22 protein-coding genes are annotated in these 20974 nt (G+C 71.6%); 14 read left to right on the top strand and 8 right to left on the bottom strand.

The genetic code is table 11. The features are described 5' to 3' along the window. The first annotated feature begins 125 nt into the window (after positions 1–125). On the top strand, positions 126–314 hold the full coding sequence (locus tag FHR36_RS00545; protein ID WP_253794820.1) for a hypothetical protein: 189 nt from the start codon (positions 126–128) through the stop codon (positions 312–314). A 90-nt stretch (positions 315–404) separates the two neighbouring features. Here FHR36_RS00545 and FHR36_RS00550 read toward each other — a convergent pair whose 3' ends face one another. Continuing rightward, positions 405–1124, bottom strand: coding sequence for a phosphatase PAP2 family protein (locus FHR36_RS00550; RefSeq protein ID WP_253792731.1), 720 nt, complete (start codon positions 1122–1124; stop codon positions 405–407). Between the two features lie 144 nt (positions 1125–1268). Next, on the bottom strand, positions 1269–2378 hold the full coding sequence (locus FHR36_RS00555; protein ID WP_253792732.1) for a C40 family peptidase: 1110 nt from the start codon (positions 2376–2378) through the stop codon (positions 1269–1271). 247 nt (positions 2379–2625) lie between these two features. Between FHR36_RS00555 and FHR36_RS00560 the strand changes: the two genes are divergently transcribed. The 6 genes from FHR36_RS00560 to FHR36_RS00585 all read left to right on the top strand — a co-directional run bounded on the left by FHR36_RS00560 (position 2626) and on the right by FHR36_RS00585 (position 10074). Next, entirely contained in the window at positions 2626–2976 is a 351-nt protein-coding gene (locus FHR36_RS00560; protein ID WP_253792733.1) for a DUF8827 family protein, read from the top strand. Positions 2977–3064: 88 nt separating this feature from the next. Continuing rightward, positions 3065–3889, top strand: a complete 825-nt coding sequence (locus tag FHR36_RS00565; RefSeq protein ID WP_253792734.1) for a hypothetical protein — start codon at positions 3065–3067, stop codon at positions 3887–3889. Continuing rightward, positions 3879–5177, top strand: a complete 1299-nt coding sequence (locus FHR36_RS00570; RefSeq protein WP_253792735.1) for a hypothetical protein — start codon at positions 3879–3881, stop codon at positions 5175–5177. The genes FHR36_RS00565 and FHR36_RS00570 overlap by 11 nt, the downstream gene beginning before the upstream one ends. Positions 5178–5184: 7 nt before the next feature. Continuing rightward, on the top strand, positions 5185–6759 hold the full coding sequence (locus FHR36_RS00575; RefSeq protein WP_253792736.1) for an SCO6880 family protein: 1575 nt from the start codon (positions 5185–5187) through the stop codon (positions 6757–6759). A gap of 16 nt (positions 6760–6775) precedes the next feature. After that, positions 6776–8122, top strand: a complete 1347-nt coding sequence (locus tag FHR36_RS00580) for an ATP-binding protein (RefSeq protein WP_253792737.1) — start codon at positions 6776–6778, stop codon at positions 8120–8122. A 149-nt stretch (positions 8123–8271) separates the two neighbouring features. After that, positions 8272–10074: a bifunctional metallophosphatase/5'-nucleotidase gene (locus tag FHR36_RS00585; protein ID WP_407660771.1), complete on the top strand. Its 1803-nt coding sequence runs from the start codon at positions 8272–8274 to the stop codon at positions 10072–10074. A gap of 55 nt (positions 10075–10129) precedes the next feature. On the opposite strand, the gene FHR36_RS00590 is transcribed toward FHR36_RS00585, so the two are convergent. The 5 genes from FHR36_RS00590 to FHR36_RS00610 form a co-directional block, all read right to left on the bottom strand. Beyond that, positions 10130–11584: a sensor histidine kinase gene (locus FHR36_RS00590; RefSeq protein WP_253792738.1), complete on the bottom strand. Its 1455-nt coding sequence runs from the start codon at positions 11582–11584 to the stop codon at positions 10130–10132. Then, complete coding sequence (locus FHR36_RS00595) at positions 11581–12354, bottom strand: response regulator transcription factor (RefSeq protein WP_253792739.1); 774 nt, start codon at positions 12352–12354, stop codon at positions 11581–11583. The genes FHR36_RS00590 and FHR36_RS00595 overlap by 4 nt, the downstream gene beginning before the upstream one ends. 73 nt (positions 12355–12427) lie before the next feature. Next, positions 12428–13570 (bottom strand): S1C family serine protease, encoded by a 1143-nt coding sequence (locus FHR36_RS00600; RefSeq protein WP_301329668.1) that lies wholly within the window; start codon positions 13568–13570, stop codon positions 12428–12430. 89 nt (positions 13571–13659) lie between these two features. Continuing rightward, entirely contained in the window at positions 13660–14700 is a 1041-nt protein-coding gene (locus FHR36_RS00605) for a LacI family DNA-binding transcriptional regulator (protein ID WP_253792740.1), read from the bottom strand. 122 nt (positions 14701–14822) lie between these two features. Continuing rightward, positions 14823–15557 (bottom strand): response regulator transcription factor, encoded by a 735-nt coding sequence (locus tag FHR36_RS00610; RefSeq protein WP_253792741.1) that lies wholly within the window; start codon positions 15555–15557, stop codon positions 14823–14825. A 592-nt stretch (positions 15558–16149) separates the two neighbouring features. Between FHR36_RS00610 and FHR36_RS00615 the strand changes: the two genes are divergently transcribed. From FHR36_RS00615 to FHR36_RS00635, 5 genes are all read left to right on the top strand, one after another. After that, positions 16150–16455, top strand: coding sequence for a MoaD/ThiS family protein (locus FHR36_RS00615; RefSeq protein ID WP_253792742.1), 306 nt, complete (start codon positions 16150–16152; stop codon positions 16453–16455). Between the two features lie 111 nt (positions 16456–16566). Beyond that, positions 16567–17235, top strand: coding sequence for an LmeA family phospholipid-binding protein (locus tag FHR36_RS00620; protein WP_253792743.1), 669 nt, complete (start codon positions 16567–16569; stop codon positions 17233–17235). A 478-nt stretch (positions 17236–17713) separates the two neighbouring features. Next, a complete protein-coding gene (locus tag FHR36_RS00625; RefSeq protein WP_253792744.1) occupies positions 17714–18550 on the top strand; it encodes a sulfurtransferase in 837 nt (278 codons plus the stop codon). A 36-nt stretch (positions 18551–18586) separates the two neighbouring features. After that, the gene (locus FHR36_RS00630) at positions 18587–18877 is read left to right on the top strand and encodes a DUF1416 domain-containing protein (protein ID WP_253792745.1); all 291 of its coding nucleotides are present in this window, start codon (positions 18587–18589) and stop codon (positions 18875–18877) included. A 64-nt stretch (positions 18878–18941) separates the two neighbouring features. After that, positions 18942–19256, top strand: coding sequence for a DUF3099 domain-containing protein (locus tag FHR36_RS00635; RefSeq protein WP_253792746.1), 315 nt, complete (start codon positions 18942–18944; stop codon positions 19254–19256). A 26-nt stretch (positions 19257–19282) separates the two neighbouring features. On the opposite strand, the gene FHR36_RS00640 is transcribed toward FHR36_RS00635, so the two are convergent. Further along, entirely contained in the window at positions 19283–19645 is a 363-nt protein-coding gene (locus FHR36_RS00640; RefSeq protein WP_253792747.1) for a DsrE family protein, read from the bottom strand. Positions 19646–19887: 242 nt separating this feature from the next. Here FHR36_RS00640 and FHR36_RS00645 point away from each other — a divergent pair, with 242 nt between their 5' ends. Both FHR36_RS00645 and FHR36_RS00650 read left to right on the top strand, forming a co-directional pair. After that, positions 19888–20472 carry a heme-binding beta-barrel domain-containing protein gene (locus FHR36_RS00645; protein WP_253792748.1) on the top strand — a complete coding sequence of 195 codons (585 nt, stop codon included), beginning with the start codon at positions 19888–19890 and terminating at the stop codon, positions 20470–20472. A 54-nt stretch (positions 20473–20526) separates the two neighbouring features. Beyond that, on the top strand, positions 20527–20973 hold the full coding sequence (locus tag FHR36_RS00650; RefSeq protein WP_253792749.1) for a Fur family transcriptional regulator: 447 nt from the start codon (positions 20527–20529) through the stop codon (positions 20971–20973). Position 20974: the final 1 nt, after the last annotated feature.

A 20974-nucleotide genomic window follows, 5' to 3' on the forward strand; every position in this document is an offset into this window, starting at 1 on the left:
ACCCCGGATGGGCAGAGCTCTTGTCAGCCCAACGAGCCGGGGCCGGGGAGGTTACGCCGGGGTAGGGCCGAGCGGGCGCGCGGACGGCGTTTCGCGCCCGCACCCGAACGGGCTACCGTGAGGGGGTGTACACCGAGCCGCCGGCCCGCGCCGGTGCCGCGTCGCCGACCGTCCACCGGGTGGTCGTGGAGGAGCGCGGCTCGTTCTGCTTCGCGGGCTGCAGTTGCGGCTGGTTCGCGCCCGGCCGCCGCTCCCGGGACCGCGCCCGCCGGGACGCCGAGGAGCATCTCGCCGACCCGGGCCCCTTCGACTGAGCTCTCGTCAGCCCGCGGGCCGGTGCGTCCAGTCGGCCGGGTCCGCCAGGACCGCAGGGACCGCCGCTCCGCCGGGAACCGCAGGGAGCGTCAGGCGGCCAGGTCGCGTTCGGCGGCCGGCTCCTCGGGCGCCGGGGCGGGGGCGGCCGTACCGCGTCGGCGGCGGCGGGTCTCGGCGCGTCCGGACCGGCTCCCCCGGGCGACCACCAGCGGCGCCAGCGCCGTCCGGGTCAGCGCGTGGCAGAAGGGCACCAGCACGGCCATCGCGATCGGGGCCAGCAGCAGCACCACGGCGGTGGCCAGCGCATAACCGCCGATCACATCGGTCGGGTAGTGCACGCCCATGAACATCCGACAGAAACCCTGCAGCAGCGCCAGGACGCCGGCCAGCAGGCCGAGCCGCCGGTTCACCAGCAGCAGGCCGACCGCGATGCCCATCGACATCGTGGAGTGGTCGCTGACGAAGGAGAGGGTGCCCTCCTTGCCCTCCACCAGCACCACCAGCTCGGGGTGGTCGACGAAGGGGCGCGGCCGGTCGACGATCGCCGAGATCGGCAGGTTGGCCAGCTCGGCCAGGGCCACCGCCACCGGGGCCCAGATCAGCCCGGCCACCGCCACCGGCGCGTCGGGTCTGCGCCGGGCCTGCAGCCAGGCGGTCAGGCAGAGCGCGGCCAGGCCCAGCAGGATGCCGTACTCGCCCACCCAGGAGACCAGCGAGTCCACCCAGTGCGGGGCGCCCGCAGCCAGGCCGTTCACGGCCTGGAGCAGACCGAGGTCGGGGTTGCCCGTGTCGGCGAGCAGCGTCGACACGCCGCACCTCCCTGTCAGTCCTGCGGTGTCCGTTCGTCACCGGACACAACGTCATCGGCGCAGCTCAGGGTTCCACGGAAGAGCCCTGTTATGGAAACTTGACTGGGCATCCACGCGGCATGCACACGTCGAGCCGACGGGCGGTCAGCTCTTTGCCGGGCCTTGACCGGAGGGCGCGGTCGGGCTCGCCCCGGCCGCCGCCTGGCCGGCCCCGGTCGGGACCTGTCCAGCGGTGATCGAACCGTCCGTGCCGCGCACCGGCAGCGCCTCGGCCCCGTCCGGGGTCACCCGGGTGGCGCCGATGTAGTCCCGCTGGTCGATCGTGTCGTACCGGATCTTCGCCCCGGTGTGCGGGGCGTCGATCATGTACCCGCCGCCCACGTAGATGCCCACGTGGTGGATCGACCGCGGATCGTTCAGGTCGGTGGCGAAGAACACCAGGTCGCCCGGGCGGAGCTGGTCCCGGGAGGGGTGCTCGCCCGCGTACCACTGGTCGTTGGCCACCCGGGGCAGCTTGATGCCCACGCTGTCGTACGCGGCCTGGGTGAGGCCCGAGCAGTCGAACCGCCCGTTCTGCGAGGGCAGGCCCTCGCCGCCCCACAGGTAGTCGGTGCCCAGCTTGGTCTGGGCGTAGTAGATCGCCCCGGCGGCCTGCCGCGACAGCCCGATCACCACCCCGGTGCTCGGCGCGGTGAAGCTCCGGGCGAGCGCCTGGATGTTCTTCACGTACCCCTGGGTCTCCCGGTACGGCGGCACCCCGTGGTTGTCGATCACCGCGTACGGCCCGGCGTTGTAGGCGGCCAGCATGTTGGCCTGCCGGTCGCCGGGCACCTGGGCGACGTCCCGGGCCAGCGCGCAGTCGTAGGTCGCGGCCGAGGCGATGGCGTCCGACGGGTCCCAGATGTCCCGCTTGCCGTCGCCGTTGCCGTCCGTCCCGTATTTCGCCCAGGTGGCCTCCAGGAACTGCGCCATCCCGTAGGCCTCCGCCGGGCTCTTCGCCTGCGGGTCGAACCCGCTCTCCTGGTACAGCTGCGCGGCCAGCATCGGCGCCGAGATCTCGGGGCACAGTGCGCCCCACTTCTCGATCAGCGGGCGGTACGCGGCCGGCACCGTCCCGCCGGACAGCCCCGGGTGGTTGCCCGACTGTCGCGGGACCCCGCTCGCCGCATAGGTGCCGAGCGCGATCAGGGCGGTGAACCCGACCGTCACAACCGCCGCCGCACCCGCGGCGGCCGCCCTCCTGCGGAGTACCATCAGCACCATCCCGACGAAGCGTCAGCGCCAGTGTTCAGTACGGCGTCGCCCAGTGCAATGATCAGAGATACAGAGAGTGACCAGTATCCTTCGTTCCGTGGACATCCTGTCGTACGTGCCCCTTTCCTCACGACCAATCCGCGAGAAGTAGCCAAGTCGACATCAGATCTGGCCAAGAATAGGACCTGCCCCTTCGCTCGACCGTGCTCCGGGGCCTTGAATTTGCCTGATCGGGCGGTGAGATGAAATGAAGCTGAGCAGCGTGGACAGCAGGGTCGTCGGGTACCTCGCCGAGGACCCGCCCAAGAAGGCCAACATCGACACCATCATCGGTGGAATCGCCCCGGACTGGGGGCCGTTCGCCAGCCTCGGCTCCGAGGCCCGGGTGATGGTCGAGGTCATCATGGCCGTCGCCATCCTCGGGTGTCTGGCGATCGCGGTGTGGGGCGCGGCCAAGCAGCGGATCGGTGCCACCGCCATGCGGGACACCTTCAGCGCGGAGCAGGGCAAGGGACTGATCATCGCGGGACTGACCGGCGTGTTCATCATCGGATCCCTGGGCACCCTGTTCACCATTGTGTACGGCATGGCGATCTGACGATCCGATGATCCGACGGCCGTCCCAGGCCGTCCCAGACCTGTCCCCACCCGGGCCCGCCAGGGCTCCCCGCACCAGGAGGGCCGCCGTGCCGTTGTCCGACGACCAGCCGCACACCCGCACGCGGCTACCGGTCGCCGAACAGTCCACCCACCCCGTGAATGGCCGTCAGGCCCGCCCGCTCCGGACCCTCCTCACCGTCATCGGCGTCGTCACCCTCCTCGTCCTCGCCATCTCCATCGCCAACCGCGGCAAGCCCGACCCCGCCAAGGCCGGCAGCGCCACCGGCAGCGACCACGCGAGCGCGGCGGGGGAACCCGCCCCCGCCAACACCGCCGCCACCGGCCAGCAGCCCGTCACCACCACCGCCAACGGCATCGCGAACGGCTTCCCGCACAGCGACCAGGGCGCGCAGTCCGCCGCCGCCAACTACGCCGTCGCCCTCGGCTCCGCCGACATGTTCCGCACCGACACCCGCCACACCATCGTCACCACCCTCGCCGACCCCACCGTCCTCCCCCAACTCCAATCCCGCCTCGACCAGGCCTTCACCCCGGAGACGATCGCCCACTTCGGGCTGGACGCCCAGGGGAAGGCGCCGAAGGGGCAGACCTTCGTGAGCCGGATCGTCCCGGTGGGGACCAGGACGACCAACCAGGCGGACACCGCGACGAGGGTCGAGGTCTGGTGCACCGGCCTCTACGGCCTGGCGGGCGAGACGTCCACCAACCCGGTGTCCCAGGACTGGTACACGCTCACCCTCACCATGCGCTGGACCGGCAGCGACTGGAAGCTCACCGACTTCACCCGCAAGGCCGGCCCGGCCCCCGTCCCGGGGGACCAGCAGGCGGCCACCGCCAAGGAGATCACTGACGCCGTGCAGCAGTTCGGGGGGTTCCGCTATGCCCGGTGACGACGCATCCCGCTTCCTCCGCCGGGCGGGCACCCTCGGTGCCGCGCTGGCGACCTTCCAGCTCTCGGCGCTGATGGTGGCCCAGCGGGTGTTCGCCGATCCCACGCCGAGTCCGACACCATCCAAATGCGCGGGCCAGGACGCGACCGTCCTGGGGGCCGACAAGCTCTGCGCACCCCCCGGCACCACCGTCATCCCCGGTACCGACAGCGTCGGGAGTGTCACCGACCCCCTGGGCTCGCTGGCGAAGGGCTGTGCGCAGGCGGCGGCGTGGGTGGTGCGCAAGCTGTCGGCGGGGATCGACGGGACGACGCAGGTGGACTTCACCAATGCGGCGTTCCTGCAGCAGTACGCGGTGGTGTTCGCGGGTTCGACGATCATCACGCTGGTGCTGTGGCTGCTGGCGGTGACCAAGCGCGCGGTGCGCGGTGCGCCGCTGACGCAGGCGTTCTCGGAGGCGATCGGCTTCCTGTGGCTGACGGTGGTGGCCTCGGCGTTCACGCCGTTGATCCTGTACACCGTGGTGAGCGCGACGGACGGTCTGACGGCGGCGATCGCGGCCGGGACGAAGTCGGACACCGGGACGTACCTGGGTGGTTTCGCGGACACCCTGGAGAAGGGCAGCATCGGCGGCGGCCCGCTGATCCTGATCATCGTCTCGCTGGTGGCGGTGCTGGCCGCCGCGGTGCTGTGGCTGGAGCTGCTGATCCGGGCGGCGATGCTGTACGTGGGTGCGCTGCTGGGCACCGCCGTGTACGCGGGCCTGGTGGACAAGCAGTTGTGGAAGCACGTGCGCCGCTGGGCGGGTGTGATGCTGGCGGTGGACCTGGCGAAGCCGATCGTGGTGATCATCCTGGGGCTGGCCGGCGCGGTGGCGACCGGGGCCGGGGCGGACGACGACTTCGCCCGGGTGCTGTCGGGTCTGGCGATCCTGTTCCTGTCGATCTTCGCGAGTGCGTCGGTGTACCGCTTCGTGCCGGGCTTCGGTGACGAGGTGCTGGCGATGCGCGGGGCGCGGGCGAGTGCGGTGCAGGCCGGCAGTGCGATGATCAACGGTCCGGCGAACCTGGTGAAGCAGGGCATCTCGGCCCACGGTTCCCGCGGCGGCCCGCAGGCCGCCAACGCCTCGCCGGGCGCCGGTGGCGCCGGTGGCGGCGGCGGTGTGGCGCCGGGGATCGCGGCGCACGCGGGCCGCGGCCCGGCGGCCCCGCCGCGTCCGTCCACGCCGGCCGGTCCCCCTCCGCAGTCGGTCCAGGCCCCCGTGAACAATCCAACGAAGGGAGGGTGACGGGCAGGTGAGCAGCGAACCGCTCGGCCAGTACGGCACCCAGTACGCCCAGCCGTACGTGCACCAGCGCCGGACGTACCTGATCGGCAAGTCCCGCCCCAACGCGCCGATCGGCCGCAACCGGGAGACCGGTGAGATCGTGCTGATCATCTTCGGTGCGTTCCTCGGCATGATGTGGGGCCTGCTGATGCCCGTGCTGCCGTTGCGGATCGCCGGTCTGGTCGGGTTGCCGCTGCTCGCCATCATGGCCGTGTACGTGCCGTACCGTCGCCGGACCTTCTACAAGTGGGTGGAGATCAACCGGACCTACCGGCGGACGCTGCGCAGCGGCCGCGGGCTGTGGAAGCCGGATGTGCACGAGGCCGGCACGCGGCTGGACGGGCGCGAGGTGGAGGTCGGGCCGCCGCCCGGGGTGGGCCGGCTGCGCTGGCTGAGCTCGCCGTTCGGCCCGGACGAGATCGCGGTGCTGATGCACCTGGAGCGCCGGACGGTCACCGCCGCGATCGAGATCGAGGGCCCGGGCGTGGGTCTGCGCGACTCGGAGGACCAGGAGGCGCTGGTCGACCGGTTCGGCACGCTGCTCAAGCACGTGGCCAACGGGGACGGCTTCGTGACCCGGCTGCAGATGCTGGCCCGCACCCTGCCGGCCGACCCGGACGCGCACGCCAAGGACGTGGAGCGGCGCGGCGACCACAGCGCCCCGCGCTGGCTGAAGGACAGCTACGACGCGCTGCAGTCGATGGTGTCGACCTCCTCGGAGCAGCACCGGGCGTACCTGGTGGCCTGCATGCACTACACCCGCGACCTGGCGGCCGAGGCGCACGCCATGGGCCGTACCGCGGACGGCCGGCGGGCCCGGGACGACGACGGGCTGGCCACCGTGATGGCCCGTGAGCTGACCGACATCTGCGCCCGGCTGGCGGAGGCCGACATCCGGGTCCGGCAGCCGCTGGGCCAGGCCCGGCTGGCCTCGCTGATCCACTCGATGTACGACCCGGACCACCCGATCGACCACATCCAGGCGATGTCCCGGCGCAACGCCTGGCCGGCCGAGCTGGACGCCACCCACCCGCAGTACCTGACCGCGAAGACCCGCGAGTCGGCGACCCGCGCGCCGTGGTGCCACGCCACCGCCTGGGTGAAGGAGTGGCCGCTCACCCCGGTGGGCGTGAACTTCCTGGCGCCGCTGCTGGTGCACACCCCGGACGTGATCCGCACGGTCGCGGTGACGATGGACCTGGAGCCGACCGACGTCGCGATCGAGCGGATGCTCACCGAGAAGACCAACGACGAGGCCGAGGCCAACCGCTCCGCCAAGATGAACCGGACCGTCGACCCGCGCGACCTGGCCCACACGGGCCGGGTGGACCAGCGCGGCGACGACCTGGCCTCCGGCGCGGCCGGCGTCAACCTGGTCGGCTACCTGACCGTCTCCTCCCGCAACCCGGAGGCGCTGGCCCGCGACAAGCGGACCATCCGGGCCTCGGCCGGCAAGAGCTACCTCAAGCTGGAGTGGTGCGACCGGGAGCACCACCGGGCATTCGCCAACACCCTGCCGTTCGCCACCGGCATCCGCCGCTGACCCCTGGAGGCCGCAGATGCTCGGCAGACTCACCGACGCCTTCACCAGCCTGATGTTCGGCAAGGTGGAGACCACCAGGCTGCCGGTGCGCACCTCCACCGGGCAGGCGCAGGCGGTCTACCTGCCGACCGCGGCGCCCGGCCTGGGCGACTCGGGGGTGATCATCGGCCGCGAGGTGTACAGCGGCAAGGGCTACGTCTACGACCCCTTCCAGCTGTACGGCCAGCAGCTGCCGGCCCCGCACTGGCTGGTGCTGGGCGAGTCCGGCAACGGCAAGTCGGCGCTGGAGAAGACGTACGTGCTGCGCCAGCTGCGCTTCCGCGACCGGCAGGTCGTGGTGCTGGACGCGCAGGGCGAGGACGGGGTCGGCGAGTGGAACCTGATCGCCGAGGCGCTGGGCATAAAGTCGATCCGGCTGGACCCGCTGGCCGCCCGGGACGGCGGGGTGAAGCTCAACCCGCTGGACCCGGCGATCACCACCACCGGGCAGCTGTCGCTGCTGCGGACCATCATCGAGGTGGCGATGGGCCGCCCCCTGGAGGAGCGGGCGGGCTTCGCGCTGAAGGCCGCGCACGCCTACGTGCACACCACGGTGAAGGACCGCCAGCCGGTGCTGGACGACATCATCACCACCCTGCGCAGCCCCGACCTGTCGGCGGTGGAGTCGCTCGGGGTGGAGGTCGGCGAGGTGCAGTCCTGGGGCCTGGACGTGGCGCTGGTGCTCGACCGGCTGGTCGACGGCGACCTGCGCGGCATGTTCGACGGCCCGACCTCGGTCGGCATCGACCTGGACGCGCCGCTGATCGTCTTCGACCTCTCGCACATCGACCGCAACTCCATCGCGATGCCGATCCTGATGGCGATCGTCGGCGTCTGGCTGGAGCACACCTGGCTGCGGCCGGACCGGGTGAAGCGCATCTTCCTGGTCGAGGAGGCCTGGCACATCATCAACAGCCCCTTCGTGGCCCAGCTGTTCCAGCGGCTGCTGAAGTTCGGCCGACGCCTGGGCCTGTCCTTCGTCGCGGTGGTCCACCACCTGTCCGACGTGGTCGACGGCGCCGCCGCGAAGGAGGCCTCCGCCATCCTCAAGATGGCCTCCACCCGCACCATCTACATGCAGAAGGCCGAGGAGGCGAGAGCCACCGGCCGGGTGCTGGGCCTGCCCCGCTGGGCGGTGGAGATCATCCCCACGCTGTCGCCCGGCATCGCGGTGTGGGACGTCAACGGCAATGTCCAGGTGGTCAAACACATCATCACCGAGTCCGAGCGGCCGCTGGTCTACACCGACCGCGCGATGACCGAGGACGCCGTCGCCGAACGGGAACGGGCCGAGCAGCTGCTCGCCGCCGAACCTCGGCGGTAGCAAAGGATTCTGGCGGTTCGTCTGCACGAAACCCTCTTGTTACGCCGGATGTCCTGACAGCTACGCGCGTTGACCCTAGGCTTCGTGAAACATTCACACCACCCTGGCCCCCGGTGCGCGCGGGGCCCTGACGGTGCAGGGGATTCCGCATGCTCGTTTCCGGTCAGAGCGGCCGCCGCAGAGCGGCGATGGCCGTGGCTGCCGCCGCCGCACTCTTCGGCACGATGGCCATGCCGGCCGTCGCCCAGGCCCACGACCACGGCAAGCCCAAGGTCGAGGACCTGCAACTGCTGGCGATCAACGACTTCCACGGCAACCTGGAGCCCCCGGCCGGCTCCTCCGGCACCGTCAAGGAGATCGACCCGGCCACCGGCCAGGTGGTCTCCACCCCGGCCGGCGGTGTCGAGTACCTGGCCACCGCCCTGCGGCAGGCCCGCGAGGGCCACCGCAACTCCGTCACCGTCGCCGCCGGCGACATCGTCGGGGCCAGCCCGCTGCTGTCCGGCCTGTTCCACGACGAGCCGACCATCGAGGCGATGAACAAGCTCGGCCTGGACGTCACCAGCGTCGGCAACCACGAGTTCGACGAGGGCTCGGCCGAGCTGCTGCGCATGCAGCGCGGCGGCTGCCACCCGACCGACGGCTGCTACGTCGAGGGCCGCGAGTTCGGGGGCGCCGACTTCCAGTACCTGGCCGCCAATGTGACCAGCGAGAAGACCGGCAGGCCGATCCTCAGGCCGTACTGGGTCAAGAACGTCCGCGGCGTGAAGGTCGGCTTCATCGGCGTCACCCTGGAGGGCACGCCGAACATCGTCACCGCCGAGGGCGTCAAGGGCCTGAAGTTCGGCAACGAGGTCGCGACGATCAACAAGTACACCGCCGAACTCAAGCGCCAGGGCGTCAACTCGATCGTCGCCCTGATCCACGAGGGCGGGTACCCGGCCAGCCCGGTCTACAACTACGACTGCGGCGCGGCCGGTGCCGGCATCTCCGGCCCGATCGTCGACATCGCGAAGAGGATCGACCCGGCGGTCGGCGCCATCGTCACCGGCCACACCCATAACGCGTACGCCTGCTCCATCCCGGACCCCAACGGCGTCCCGCGCTCGGTCACCAGCGCCGCCTCCTTCGGCCGCCTGTACACCGAGATCGACCTCAAGCTCGACAAGCGCAGCGGCACGATCGTCCGGCCGTCGGTGACCGCCGCCAACCACGTGGTCCGCCGCGACGTGCCCAAGGCGCCGGACATGACCGCGCTGATCGCGTACTACAACAAGATCGCCGCCCCGATCGCCAACCGCCCGGTGGGCTACATCGGCGCCGACATCAACGGCCGCGGCTCCACCGACTTCGAGAAGCCGCTCGGTGACGTGATCGCCGACGCCCAGCTCGCCGGCCTCTCGCCGGCCGACAAGGGCGGCGCGCAGGTCGCCTTCATGAACCCCGGCGGCATCCGCTCCGACCTCGTCTACAAGGCCTCCGGCAGCGAGGGCGACGGCGTGGTGACCTACGGCGAGGCGTTCACCGTCCAGCCGTTCACCAACATGATGCAGGTCAAGACGCTCACCGGCGCCCAGCTGATCCAGGTGCTCCAGCAGCAGGTCAGCGGGCTGAACGAGGCCGCGCCGAAGATCCTGCAGTCCTCCAAGGGCCTGACCTACACCCTCGACATGACCAAGGCCGGCGCAGCCCGGATCGTGGTCGACTCGGTGCGGCTGAACGGCGCCGCGATCGACCCGGCCGCCACCTACCGGGTCGCCGCCAACGAGTTCCTGGCCGGCGGCGGCGACGGCTTCCCGGCCTTCTCGGCCGGCACCGACAAGCTGGTCGGCGCCTCCGACCTGGACATCTTCACCGCCTACCTGGCCTCCCACAGCTCGGCGGGCGCCCCGCTCGCCGTCCCGGCCCAGGACCGCATCAAGGTGATCGGCGGCGGCGCCGACCAGGACTGACCCGACACCTGTGAGCGAGGGGCGGGGTGCCTGCGGGCACCCCGCCCCTCGGCGTTCACTGCGGCCGGTCGGGCTGCCCTGGCAGCCGGACGGACGCCTGCGCCCCCGGCCCGCCGTCCAGCGCCGGCCCGAGCGCCACCTCGCCGCCGGTCTCCTGCACCGTCTGCGCCACGATCGACAGGCCGAGACCGGACCCGGGCAGCTGCCGCGACGACGGCGAACGCCAGAACCGGTCGAAGACGTACGGCAGTTCGTCCGGCGGAATGCCGGGACCGCGGTCGCGGACCGTCAGCCGGCCGCCCTGCAGCACCACGTCGATCGCCCCGGCCGGCGGCGAGTACTTGACCGCGTTGTCCAGCAGGTTGATCACCGCCCGCTCCAGCGCCGCGGCGTCCCCGTGCACGTACCACGGGTCGACGGCCACCCGGAACTCCAGCCCCGGACCGCGCAGCTTGCCCCGCTCGATCGCCCGCTGGACGATCCCGTGGAACTCCACGACGGTCGGGTTGGAGCCCGGCTTGGGCGAATCGGGGCGGGAGAGCTGGAGCAGATCACCGATCAGCAGGGTGAGCTCCTGCATCTGCGCCTTCATGTTGCCGAGCATCTTCGCCCGGGTGGCGGCCGGCAGCGCCCGTCCGGTCTCGTCGCTGCGGATCAGCAGGTCGACGTTGGTCCGCAGCGAGGTCAGCGGCGTGCGCAGCTCGTGCCCGGCGTCGGCGATCAGCCGGGTCTGCCGCTCCCGGGAGTTCGCCAGCGCGGTGGACATCGAGTTGAACGAGGTGGACAGCCGCGCGATCTCGTCACTCCCGTTGACCGGAATGGTGGTGCCCACCTCCTCGGTCCGCGCGATGTGCTCGACCACGTCCGTCAGCTGGTCCACCGGCCGCAGCGCGGACCGCGCCACCAGCCGCCCGGTCACCCCGGCCCCGACGACACCCAGCCCGGCCACACCGGCCATCAGCAGGGCCAGCTTCTGCAGCGAGTCCTCGACCCCGGTCGTCGGCACCGCGGTCAGCATGACGGCGGGCTTGGTGTTGCCCTGGCCGTCCCTGCCGAACGCGGCCATCCGGCGGATCAGCGCCGGCGTGCCGTCCGCGTAGTGGCCGTCGCGGTAGGTGGCGGTGCTCGCCGAGGTCAGGATCGAGTAGTCCGAGGGGTCGCTCTGGATCGCCTTGACCGAGCCGCGGGGGAAGCACACCGTCCCGTCGGTGGTGACGTACTGGATGTCCCACCGGGGCTGGGGGAAGTGCTCGTCGAGCCGCGCGCCGGCCAGCGCCACCGCGGTCGAGGTGTCGCAGGACAGGTTGCTGGCCTGGGGACCGCTGCCCGGCCGGGGCGCGTCCGCCAGGTTCTGCCTGGTCTGGGCGTACAGGCTGTTGCGCACCAGCAGCCAGCAGGCCATCGCCGCGACGGCGATCGCCACCGCCACGGCGGCCGCGGTGAGGATGGCCAGCCTGGTCCGCAGCGGTCTCCCGCGGAACCACCCCGTGAGCCGGCCGAGCGGCTTCACGCCGCTGCGCCGGTGGCGGCGCGCAGGGCGTAGCCGACGCCGCGGACGGTCTGGATGAGCCGCGGCATGCCGCCCTGCTCGGTCTTGCGGCGCAGGTACATCACGTACACGTCGAGGGAGTTGGACGAGGGTTCGAAGTCGAAGCCCCAGACCGCCTTGAGGATCTGCTCGCGGGTGAGCACCTGGCGGGGGTGGGACAGGAACATCTCCAGCAGCATGAACTCGGTGCGGGTGAGTTCGATCGGCTTGCCCTCGCGGGTGACCTCCCGGGTGGCGGTGTTCATCCGCAGGTCGGCGAAGGCGAGCACCTCGCTCTCGTCGTCCTCGACCGCGACCCGGGCGGCGGCCTCGGCGGCGAGGGCGTTGCGGCGGAGCAGGGCGCGGACCCGGGCGAGCAGTTCGTCGAGCTCGAAGGGCTTGGCGAGGTAGTCGTCGGCGCCGACGTCGAGGCCGGTGACGCGGTCGCCGACGGCGTCGCGGGCGGTGAGCATCAGCACCGGGACGGCGTCGCCGCGTGAGCGCATCCGGCGGACGGCGGTGAGGCCGTCCATGCGGGGCATCATGATGTCGAGCAGCACCAGGTCGGGGCGCTCGCGCTCGACGGCCTCCAGGGCCTCGTAGCCGTCGGTCGCCGTGGTGACGTGGTAGCCCTCGAAGGCGAGGCTGCTCTCCAGGGCGTCCCGGAGTGCGGGTTCGTCGTCGACCACCAGGACGCGGGCGCCGGCGCCCGGGGCCTCGGCAGGGGTGCGGTCGTCGGCGGGGGGATTCATCGGCTCGGGCCCTTTCTGAGTCCGTTGACGTGTGGCCATTGTCCTGCGGACGGCGGCCGACAGGGAGTTCGACCTACTGGACGTTCTGGCCGGCCTGCATCTGGGGCAGGACCTGCTTGATGCTGTCGATCGGGATGGCGAAGCCGAGGCCGACGCTGCCCGCGGTGCTCGATCCGGCGGTGGAGCTGGATCCGCTGGCCGAGTACATCGCCGAGTTGATGCCGATCACCTGGCCGTTGGCGTTGATCAGCGGCCCGCCGGAGTTGCCGGGGTTGAGCGCGGCGTCGGTCTGCAGCGCCTGGTAGGTGGCGGTGTCGGCGCTGTTGTTGTTCTGGGTGGAGCCGCGCATGCCGGGCAGGTTGGGGAAGCCGAAGCCGCCGTTCCCGCTGGTGGTGCCCTCGTCGACCTGGACGCTGACCTGGCGGTTCTTGGCGCTGATGATGCCGGAGGTGACGGTGCCGGTCAGGCCTTCGGGGTTGCCGATGGCGACCACGGAGTCGCCGACCTGGACGGTGCCGGAGTCGCCGAGGGTGGCGGGGGTGAGGCCGCTGACCCCGGAGGCGGTGATCACGGCGGCGTCCAGCGCCTTGTCGGTGCCGGTGACGGTTGCGTCGGCGGTCTTCCCGTTCTGGAAGGTGACGGTGGCCTGCCCGCCGTCGCCGACCGCGCCGGAGATCACGTGGTAGTTGGTGAGGATCTGGCCGCCGGAGGTGAGGACGACGCCGGTGCCGGTCGCGGTGCCCCCGGAGGTCTTCACGGTGATCTGGACGACGCTGGGGGAGACGGCGGAGGCGATGGCGGCCACGTCGGCGGTGCCGTCGGACCTGGCGGCGACCGGGCTGACCAGCGTCGCGGCGGCGGCGGAGTGCTGGTCGGCCTGGGCGATGACGCCGCCGGCCACCCCGCCGAGCAGCGCGGCGACCGCGGCGACGGCGGAGGCCAGCGCGATCCGGCTGCGCAGCACGCCCTTGCGGGCGGGCCCGGCGTGCTTGGGCTCGCCCGGCCCCGGATCGGTCGGTCCCCATCCGGCGGTGCCCGGCTCGGGCGGCTCCGGCGGTTCGGGTCCGTCGCCCGGCACCTGGTACTCGCTGTGCAGGACGGTGCCCTCGACGATGTGCGCGGTCGGCGCGTCGGCGGGCTGCGGCGGGGCCCAGTCCGGGTGGACCTGGGCGTACGGGTCGGGCTGCTGGTCGTTGCTGCGGTGCTGGTCGCTCATGGCAACCAACGTCCGCCTGTTTCATGAGAACCCGATGAGAGTGCGGTCAGAGCCGGGCGAGAAGCCCGTCAGGTTCTCATAAAGCCAGGTCAGGCCCCGGGTGCGCCGCAGCCGCAGGAACGCCGCACGACCAGCCGCGATTCGAATTTCCGGACCCGTTCGGTGTCGCTGCCGGGCACCATCAGCGAGTCGTCCAGCACCAGGTCGACGGCGGCGCGGGCCATCGCGTCGCGGTCGGAGGCGACGGTGGTCAGCGGCGGGTCGGCGAGGGCGGCCTCGGGCACGTCGTCGAAGCCGGCCACCGCGAGGTCCTCGGGGACGCGCAGGCCGACCTCGCGGGCGGCCCGCAGCACGCCGATGGCCTGGTCGTCGGTGGAGCAGAAGATCGCCGGCGGGCGCCGGTCGGAGCGCAGCAGCTCGACGGCCACCTCGTAGGCGCCGTAGCGGTGGAACGGGGCGTCCACCAGGTGGGGCTCGGTGGGCAGGCCGTGCTCGGTCATGGCCCGCTCCCAGCCCTCGACGTGGTCGATGACCGGGTCGCCGGGGGCGGGGGACTCGACCGGGCCGCCGAAGCAGACCACGTACGGGTGGCCGTGGACCTCCAGCAGGTGGCGGACGGCGGCCTCGGCGCCGCCGACGTCGTCGGTGACCACCGCGACGTCGTCGATCGCCTCGGGCCGGCGGTGCAGCAGCACCACCTTGGCGCCCTCCATCGCGGCGAACTCCTCGGCGGCGCGCTGGGACGGGCCCTGGCTGACCAGGATCAGGCCGGAGACCCGCATGCCGAGGAAGGCGCGGACGTAGTGCACCTCGCGGTCGTCCACGTAGTCGGAGTTGCCGATCAGCACCAGCTTGCCGCGCTCGGAGGCGGCCCGTTCGACGGCGTGCGCCATCTCGGCGAAGAAGGGCTGGCGGGCGTCGGGCACCACCATGCCGATGAGGTTGGTGCGGCGGGAGGCCATCGCCTGCGCGACGCTGTTCGGCCGGTAGCCGAGCTGCTCGATCGCGGCGAGGACCTTCTCCCTGGTCGCGGGCGCGACCGGCCGCGGCCCGTTGTTGATGACGTAGCTGACGACCGCGGTCGAGGTCCCAGCCAGTCGGGCTACATCGTCGCGCGTCACCTTGGCCACGCAGGGAGTCTACGCGGGTGGTTCACCCGCCGGATGCGGGGTTGCTCACACCTTGGCAACAATCGGGCCCGAAACCGGACAATCTGGACGGCCCGTATGCGAAGCGGCCGTCCAGCATCCGGTCAGACCTCCTGCGCCGCCCCGGCCCGGGCCTGCTCCGCCGCGGGGCGCTCGCCCTTCTCCGCCTTCTCCGGCACCACGAAGCGGTAGCCGACGTTGCGCACGGTGCCGATCAGCTGCTCGTGCTCGACGCCGAGCTTGGCGCGCAGCCGCCGCACGTGCACGTCCACCGTGCGGGTGCCGCCGAAGTAGTCGTAGCCCCAGACCTCCTGCAGCAGCTGCGCCCGGGTGAAGACCCGGCCGGGGTGCTGGGCGAGGTACTTGAGCAGCTCGAACTCCTTGAAGGTCAGGTCCAGGACCCGGCCCTTGAGCTTCGCGGAGTAGGTGGCCTCGTCGACCGAGAGGTCGCCGTTGCGGATCTCCATCGGGCTGTCGTCGGCGACCACCTGCAGCCGGCCCATGGCCAGGCGCAGCCGGGCCTCGACCTCGGCCGGTCCGGCGGTGTCGAGCAGTACGTCGTCGATGCCCCAGTCGGCGGTGACGGCGGCCAGGCCGCCCTCGGTGACCACCAGGACGAGCGGGCAGCCGATGCCGGTGGACCGCAGCAGCTGGCACAGGCTGCGGATCTGCGGCAGGTCGCGCCGGCCGTCGACCAGGATCACGTCGGCGCTGGGGGTGTCGACCAGCGCGGACCCCTCGGCCGGTGCGACCCGCACGTTGTGCAGCAGCAGGCCGAGCGCGGGCAGTACCTCGGCGGAGGGCTGGAGCGCGTTGGTGAGCAGGAGGAGAGAACTCATACCCGGTTAGTCCCCTTTCCGGGTCGTCGCGGTCGCGGGGGCGCCGGGTGTGCGGCGCCTCCGCGGGGCAGGGTGGGGGAACGCCCGCAGCCCCGGCCGAGTCGTCGGCGTGCACGGCGGCCGTCGGCGCGCGCGTGGGTCCCGCAACCCCGCACTCCCCGCTGCTGCCCTGCCCATCCGCGAACCTTCCGGTCTGTCCGCCGGAGGCACTCCGTCGTGCCTCGCGTGCGGGGGCGTCCTCGCTGCCGGGCGCGGGTGGGGCGCCGTTTCGCAAGGACGTCCTACTGGCGTCCTGAAAGCACAAAAGGACCCGGGGGCGACTCTGCCCGGATCCCTCACGCCACGAGCTTAGCCGACCACGCCCCGCTCCGGGAGGGGCGCGCGGGCGCAGTACGGCCCGCCGGGCGGGTTTCGGACCGTGACACTGGACACCTGGCGGGACGCCGGTGGCCTGGGGTATTGCCGCTCGGGCGGGGTAGCGGTCCATCATGGGAGCCGCACCGGCCGCACGGTACGTGTACACCTTTCGCGTGGGTGGCCCGGCACAGGAGCCGACCACTGCACCGGGCGAGGACGACTGGAAGGGGTTGCCATGACCGCGACCGCCGATGCCCACGCCACGCCGACCTCACCCGTACGGGTGAGCGGGACCATCCGCTACTGGGCCGCGGCCAAGGCGGCGGCCGGGCTGCCCGAGGAGCGGTACCGGGCGGCCACGCTGGCCGAGCTGCTGGCCGAGGTCCGGCTCCGGCACGCCGAGCGGCCCCAGCTGCTCCGGGTGCTCGGCGTCTGCTCGTACCTGGTGGACGGCGACCCGGTGGGCGGCCGCGACCACGCGGCGGTGGAGCTCGCCGAGGGCTGGACGGTCGAGGCGCTGCCGCCCTTCGCGGGCGGCTGAGCCGCAGTCGCACGGGTCGGCCGGTCGCCGGTCGACCCGCGGCCGAAGGAACCACCGCAAGGTCGTACTCGTCGTACGTCCGTATGCCGGAACTCGTCCTTGGGGAGCACGATGCGTGGCGCGGTCAAGCTGCTGATCGGTCTGGGTGTGATCGCCGGGCTGCTGGCCGGGGCGGACCGGCTGGCCGTCGGCGTGGCCGAGGACGAGGCCGCGGACAAGCTGGTCAGCAGCGGACGGATGAGCGCCCGGCCGAACGTGTCGATCGAGGGCTTCCCCTTCCTCACCCAGGCCGTGTCCGGCGAGTTCGACGGGGTCCGGCTCACCGGGGACGGGGTGACGGTCAGCGACGGGCACGAGCATGTCGCGCTGCGCTCCTTCGAGGCCCGGCTGTCCGGGGTGGCGGTGAGCGACTCCTACCGCAGCGCGACCGTCCGCAGCGGTTCGGGCAGCGGCCTGGTCTCCTACCCGGACGTCTCCAAGCTGATCGCCGGCAACGGGCTGCTCGGTCTCCAGTACGCCGGGCCGGGCCGGGTGAAGTCCTCGGTGCCGGGCGGCGCGATCGAGGGCCGGCTGCACAGCGAGGGCAACAGCATCATCGTGGACGACCTCCGACTCACCGGCACCGCAACGCTGTTGAAGGGTGCTCTGGCGGACCGGCTGAAGCCGCAGAAGTTCACCCTGACCAGCCTGCCGGCCGGTCTGAGCCTGGCCTCGGCGACCCCGCGCGACGACGGACTGCTGCTGGACTTCACCGGCAAGGACCTCAAGCTGATCGGCTGAGCGCCCGCGGCGTCGTCCCGCTCTGCGAGACGCGCTGTCCAGCGCAGGCCGCTGCGGGCCGCCGGCCGGATGCCCCGGGGCGCCTCCCGGGGCCGGGTGCGCCGCCCGTACGGGTGCGGAAATCATGGAATCTCACCATTCGACCGATCAGGTCTCACTATTCGACACGATGGTGACAGCGGGCCCGGGGTGTCCCTAGCATCGTCGTCATGAAGCGACAGGCAGACCTCACGAAGCGGCGGGCGGTAGACCACTGCCGCGTGTCGAGCTGCCTCTGTCGAATGCGCTGACCGGGCAGTTCTGACCGGTAGTTCCGGCCTGTCCGATTCCCCTGTGGCGATCCGCCTCCCACACTGACTCAGCCGCGTCACCCGCACTCCGCCCTGTCTCGTCATTCGGACAGATGCCCGGACGGCTGACGCGTACCCCGAAGCAGCGAGCACCTTCCGCCAACCGCCCCCGGATGGAGAACATCACCATGAGCCGCAGCGACGTCCTGGTCGACGCCGACTGGGTCCAGGCCCGCCTGGACGACCCGAAGGTCGTCATCGTCGAGGTCGACGAGGACACCACCGCCTACGAGAAGAACCACATCCGCAACGCGGTCCGGATCGACTGGAAGAAGGACCTCCAGGACCCGGTCCGCCGCGACTTCATCGACCAGGCCGGCTTCGAGGCGCTGCTCAGCGCCAAGGGCATCGCCAACGACGACACCGTGGTGCTCTACGGCGGCAACAACAACTGGTTCGCGTCGTACGCCTACTGGTACTTCAAGCTGTACGGCCACGGTGACGTCCGCCTGCTGGACGGCGGCCGCAAGAAGTGGGAGCTGGACTCCCGCGAGCTGGTCGTCGAGGTGCCCGAGCGCGCCGCCACCCAGTACACCGCGCAGGCCGCCGACTCCTCGATCCGCGCCTTCCGTGACGACGTGGTCGACGCGATCGGCACCCTGAACCTGGTCGACGTCCGCTCGCCCGACGAGTTCTCCGGCAAGCTGCTGGCCCCGGCCCACCTCCCGCAGGAGCAGTCGCAGCGCCCGGGCCACGTCCCGACCGCCAAGAACATCCCGTGGGCGAAGAACGCCAACGACGACGGCACCTTCAAGAGCGACGACGAGCTGCGCGCGCTCTACCAGACCGAGGGCGTCGACCTGGCGGTCGACACCATCGCCTACTGCCGGATCGGCGAGCGCTCCGCGCTCACCTGGTTCGTCCTGCACGAGCTGCTGGGCCAGGAGAACGTCAAGAACTACGACGGTTCCTGGACCGAGTACGGCAGCCTCGTCGGCGTGCCGATCGAGCTCGGCTCCAACTGAGCCTCCGGCTCGAAGCACAACGAAGGGAAGTACGACATGTGCGGCGCGAAGGCCGGCGGCCCGGATCTGGCAGGAGTTGACGTGGCGAGCGAGACGATCATCCAGGGTTCGGTGACCCGCGACGACGAGCCGGTCAACGGCTACGTGCGGCTGCTGGACGAGAACGGCGAGTTCACGGCCGAGGTGCCCACCTCGGCGACCGGACAGTTCCGGTTCTTCGCCCGTCCGGGCAAGTGGACCCTGCGTGCGCTGGTGCCCGGCGCCACCGTCGACCGCCAGGTCGTCGGCACCCAGGGCGAGATCACCGAGGTCGCGATCGCGGTCTGATCCGCGCGACCGGTACGATCGTGGCCCCCTGCCGCAGCGGGGGCCACGGTCATACCCTGAAGACGTGCAGGCACACCGGCGTCATGTGCGCTACTTCGTGATGATGGGCGTGTGCGTGGGCATCTTCGCCCTGGCCGGGGCCGTGGTGCGCTTCTACTCGGTCGGTGCCGCGATCGCCATGTGCGTGGTGGCCATGGTCATCCCGCCGCTCGCCGCCATCCTGGCCAACCGGCGCGACCCCGACGACGACTGGTGGAACGACCCGCGCTGGGACGACCCGCAGTGGGACCGCCCCGGCCACTCCCGCGACCACCCCGACCACGAGGGGGGCCGGGGCCCGGGCGACGCGCCCGACGACGACCACCCCTGGCGCGTCTAGGCCTGCTCGTTCGGAGCAGCGACCGCTCAGTAGACGAGCGCCTGGACGCCGTCCGCCATGATCTCGCTCAGGAAGACCTGCGCGCCCGCGATCCGGACACCCTCGACGGTGTCCTTCTCCTCGATGCCGCGGCGCGCCGCGCACTGGGTGCAGAGCGTGACCGTACCGGCGGCGAGCACCGATTCCAGCAGGTCGGGCAGGGGTGCGGCGTGCGGCAGCTCGAATTCGGCCGCCTTCCCCGGGAGGGCGAACCAGGAGGACTCCCCGGTCAGCCAGAGCGAGACCTCCACCCCGCTCGCCACGGCGACCGCCGCCACCGTGAACGCCTGCGAGCAGCGCTCCGGCGCGTCCGCCCCGGTGGTGACCTTGATGACCAGCTTCTTCGACATGACCCAGAGACTACGCGGCAAAGGGGCGCCCGATAGACTCGCGCCGTCGCACCACCCTTCATCGCCGTCAACTGGGAGCGCCCCGTGTCCGGTCTCGAGATCTTCTTCGACAGCCTGCTTGCCCTGATGGCCGTCCTGATCACCTGGTTCGCCATCTTCTCGGTGATGAAGCTGTACCAGGGCCAGCGCTGATCACTGCCGTACCGTTGATGGGGAAACCGTCCGACGACAGCAGCAGGAAAATGATCGAGATCCCTTCTGACCTCCACAAGGACGTCGTCTCACTGGCCTTCCTCCTGGGTACCTGGGAAGGCGCGGGCGTCTATGACTTCCCGGGCACGGAGAAGTGCAACTTCGGCCAGGAAGTCGTGTTCCGCCACGACGGCCGGCCGTTCATCGAGTACCGCTCCCGCACCTGGGTGCTGGACGAGGCGGGCGAGAAGATCCGTCCGCTGGAGAACGAGCACGCGTTCTGGCGGGTGACCACCAACCAGCACGGCGCCGGCGGCGAGCGCGAGATCGAGGTCTCCTCGGTCCGTGACGACGGCACCGTCGAGATCTGGTACGGCAAGCTGCACGACGGCAAGCCGCAGATCGACATCGCCACCGACGCGGTGGCCCGGATCGAGGGCGCCCCGGCCTACTCCGGCGGCAAGCGGCTGTTCGGCCTGGTCAACGAGGACCTGCTGTGGGTCGGCGAGAAGGCCGCCCCCGAGGTCCCGCTGCGGCCGTACATGTCGGCCCAGCTGAAGAAGGTGCTGAACCCCGCGCAGCTGGTCCGCGACGTCAACGACCTGCCGGACGACGGCATCGCCTTCTTCCGCTGATCGCACGATCCCTGGTAGGGGCCGGCCGGGCGGCCGGTCCCTACACTTGTCTGCGTGGCGAACACCGAGACGACCGACTGGAAGGCCGACCTGCGGCAGCGCGGGTACCGGCTCACCCCGCAGCGGCAGCTCGTCCTGGAGGCCGTCGACGTGCTCGACCACGCGACCCCGGACGAGATCCTGGTGCAGGTCCGCAAGACCGCCAGCGGCGTCAACATCTCCACCGTCTACCGCACCCTCGAACTGCTCGAGGAGCTGGGCCTGGTCTCGCACGCCCACCTCGGGCACGGCGCCCCGACCTACCACCTGGCCGACCGGCACACCCACCTCCACCTGGTCTGCCGGGACTGCGACAAGGTCACCGAGACCGGCACCGAGATCGCCGCGCCGCTGGTCGAGAGCCTGCGCGCCGAGCACGGCTTCGACACCGACCTGAAGCACTTCGCGATCTTCGGCCGGTGCGCCGACTGCACCGCCAAGCTGGCGCAGGCGCAGTCGTAAG

Source organism: Kitasatospora cinereorecta, from assembly GCF_024172095.1.
Lineage (GTDB): Bacteria > Actinomycetota > Actinomycetes > Streptomycetales > Streptomycetaceae > Kitasatospora > Kitasatospora cinereorecta.

Coding starts and splice junctions, on each gene's coding strand:
- FHR36_RS00555 (WP_253792732.1), bottom strand. CDS start 2,378: ATGGTACTCCGCAGGAGGGCGGCCGCCGCGGGTGCGGCGGCGGTTGTG.
- FHR36_RS00560 (WP_253792733.1), top strand. CDS start 2,626: ATGAAGCTGAGCAGCGTGGACAGCAGGGTCGTCGGGTACCTCGCCGAG.
- FHR36_RS00570 (WP_253792735.1), top strand. CDS start 3,879: ATGCCCGGTGACGACGCATCCCGCTTCCTCCGCCGGGCGGGCACCCTC.
- FHR36_RS00580 (WP_253792737.1), top strand. CDS start 6,776: ATGCTCGGCAGACTCACCGACGCCTTCACCAGCCTGATGTTCGGCAAG.
- FHR36_RS00585 (WP_407660771.1), top strand. CDS start 8,272: ATGCTCGTTTCCGGTCAGAGCGGCCGCCGCAGAGCGGCGATGGCCGTG.
- FHR36_RS00595 (WP_253792739.1), bottom strand. CDS start 12,354: ATGAATCCCCCCGCCGACGACCGCACCCCTGCCGAGGCCCCGGGCGCC.
- FHR36_RS00600 (WP_301329668.1), bottom strand. CDS start 13,570: ATGAGCGACCAGCACCGCAGCAACGACCAGCAGCCCGACCCGTACGCC.
- FHR36_RS00610 (WP_253792741.1), bottom strand. CDS start 15,557: ATGAGTTCTCTCCTCCTGCTCACCAACGCGCTCCAGCCCTCCGCCGAG.
- FHR36_RS00615 (WP_253792742.1), top strand. CDS start 16,150: ATGACCGCGACCGCCGATGCCCACGCCACGCCGACCTCACCCGTACGG.
- FHR36_RS00620 (WP_253792743.1), top strand. CDS start 16,567: ATGCGTGGCGCGGTCAAGCTGCTGATCGGTCTGGGTGTGATCGCCGGG.
- FHR36_RS00625 (WP_253792744.1), top strand. CDS start 17,714: ATGAGCCGCAGCGACGTCCTGGTCGACGCCGACTGGGTCCAGGCCCGC.
- FHR36_RS00630 (WP_253792745.1), top strand. CDS start 18,587: ATGTGCGGCGCGAAGGCCGGCGGCCCGGATCTGGCAGGAGTTGACGTG.
- FHR36_RS00640 (WP_253792747.1), bottom strand. CDS start 19,645: ATGTCGAAGAAGCTGGTCATCAAGGTCACCACCGGGGCGGACGCGCCG.
- FHR36_RS00645 (WP_253792748.1), top strand. CDS start 19,888: ATGATCGAGATCCCTTCTGACCTCCACAAGGACGTCGTCTCACTGGCC.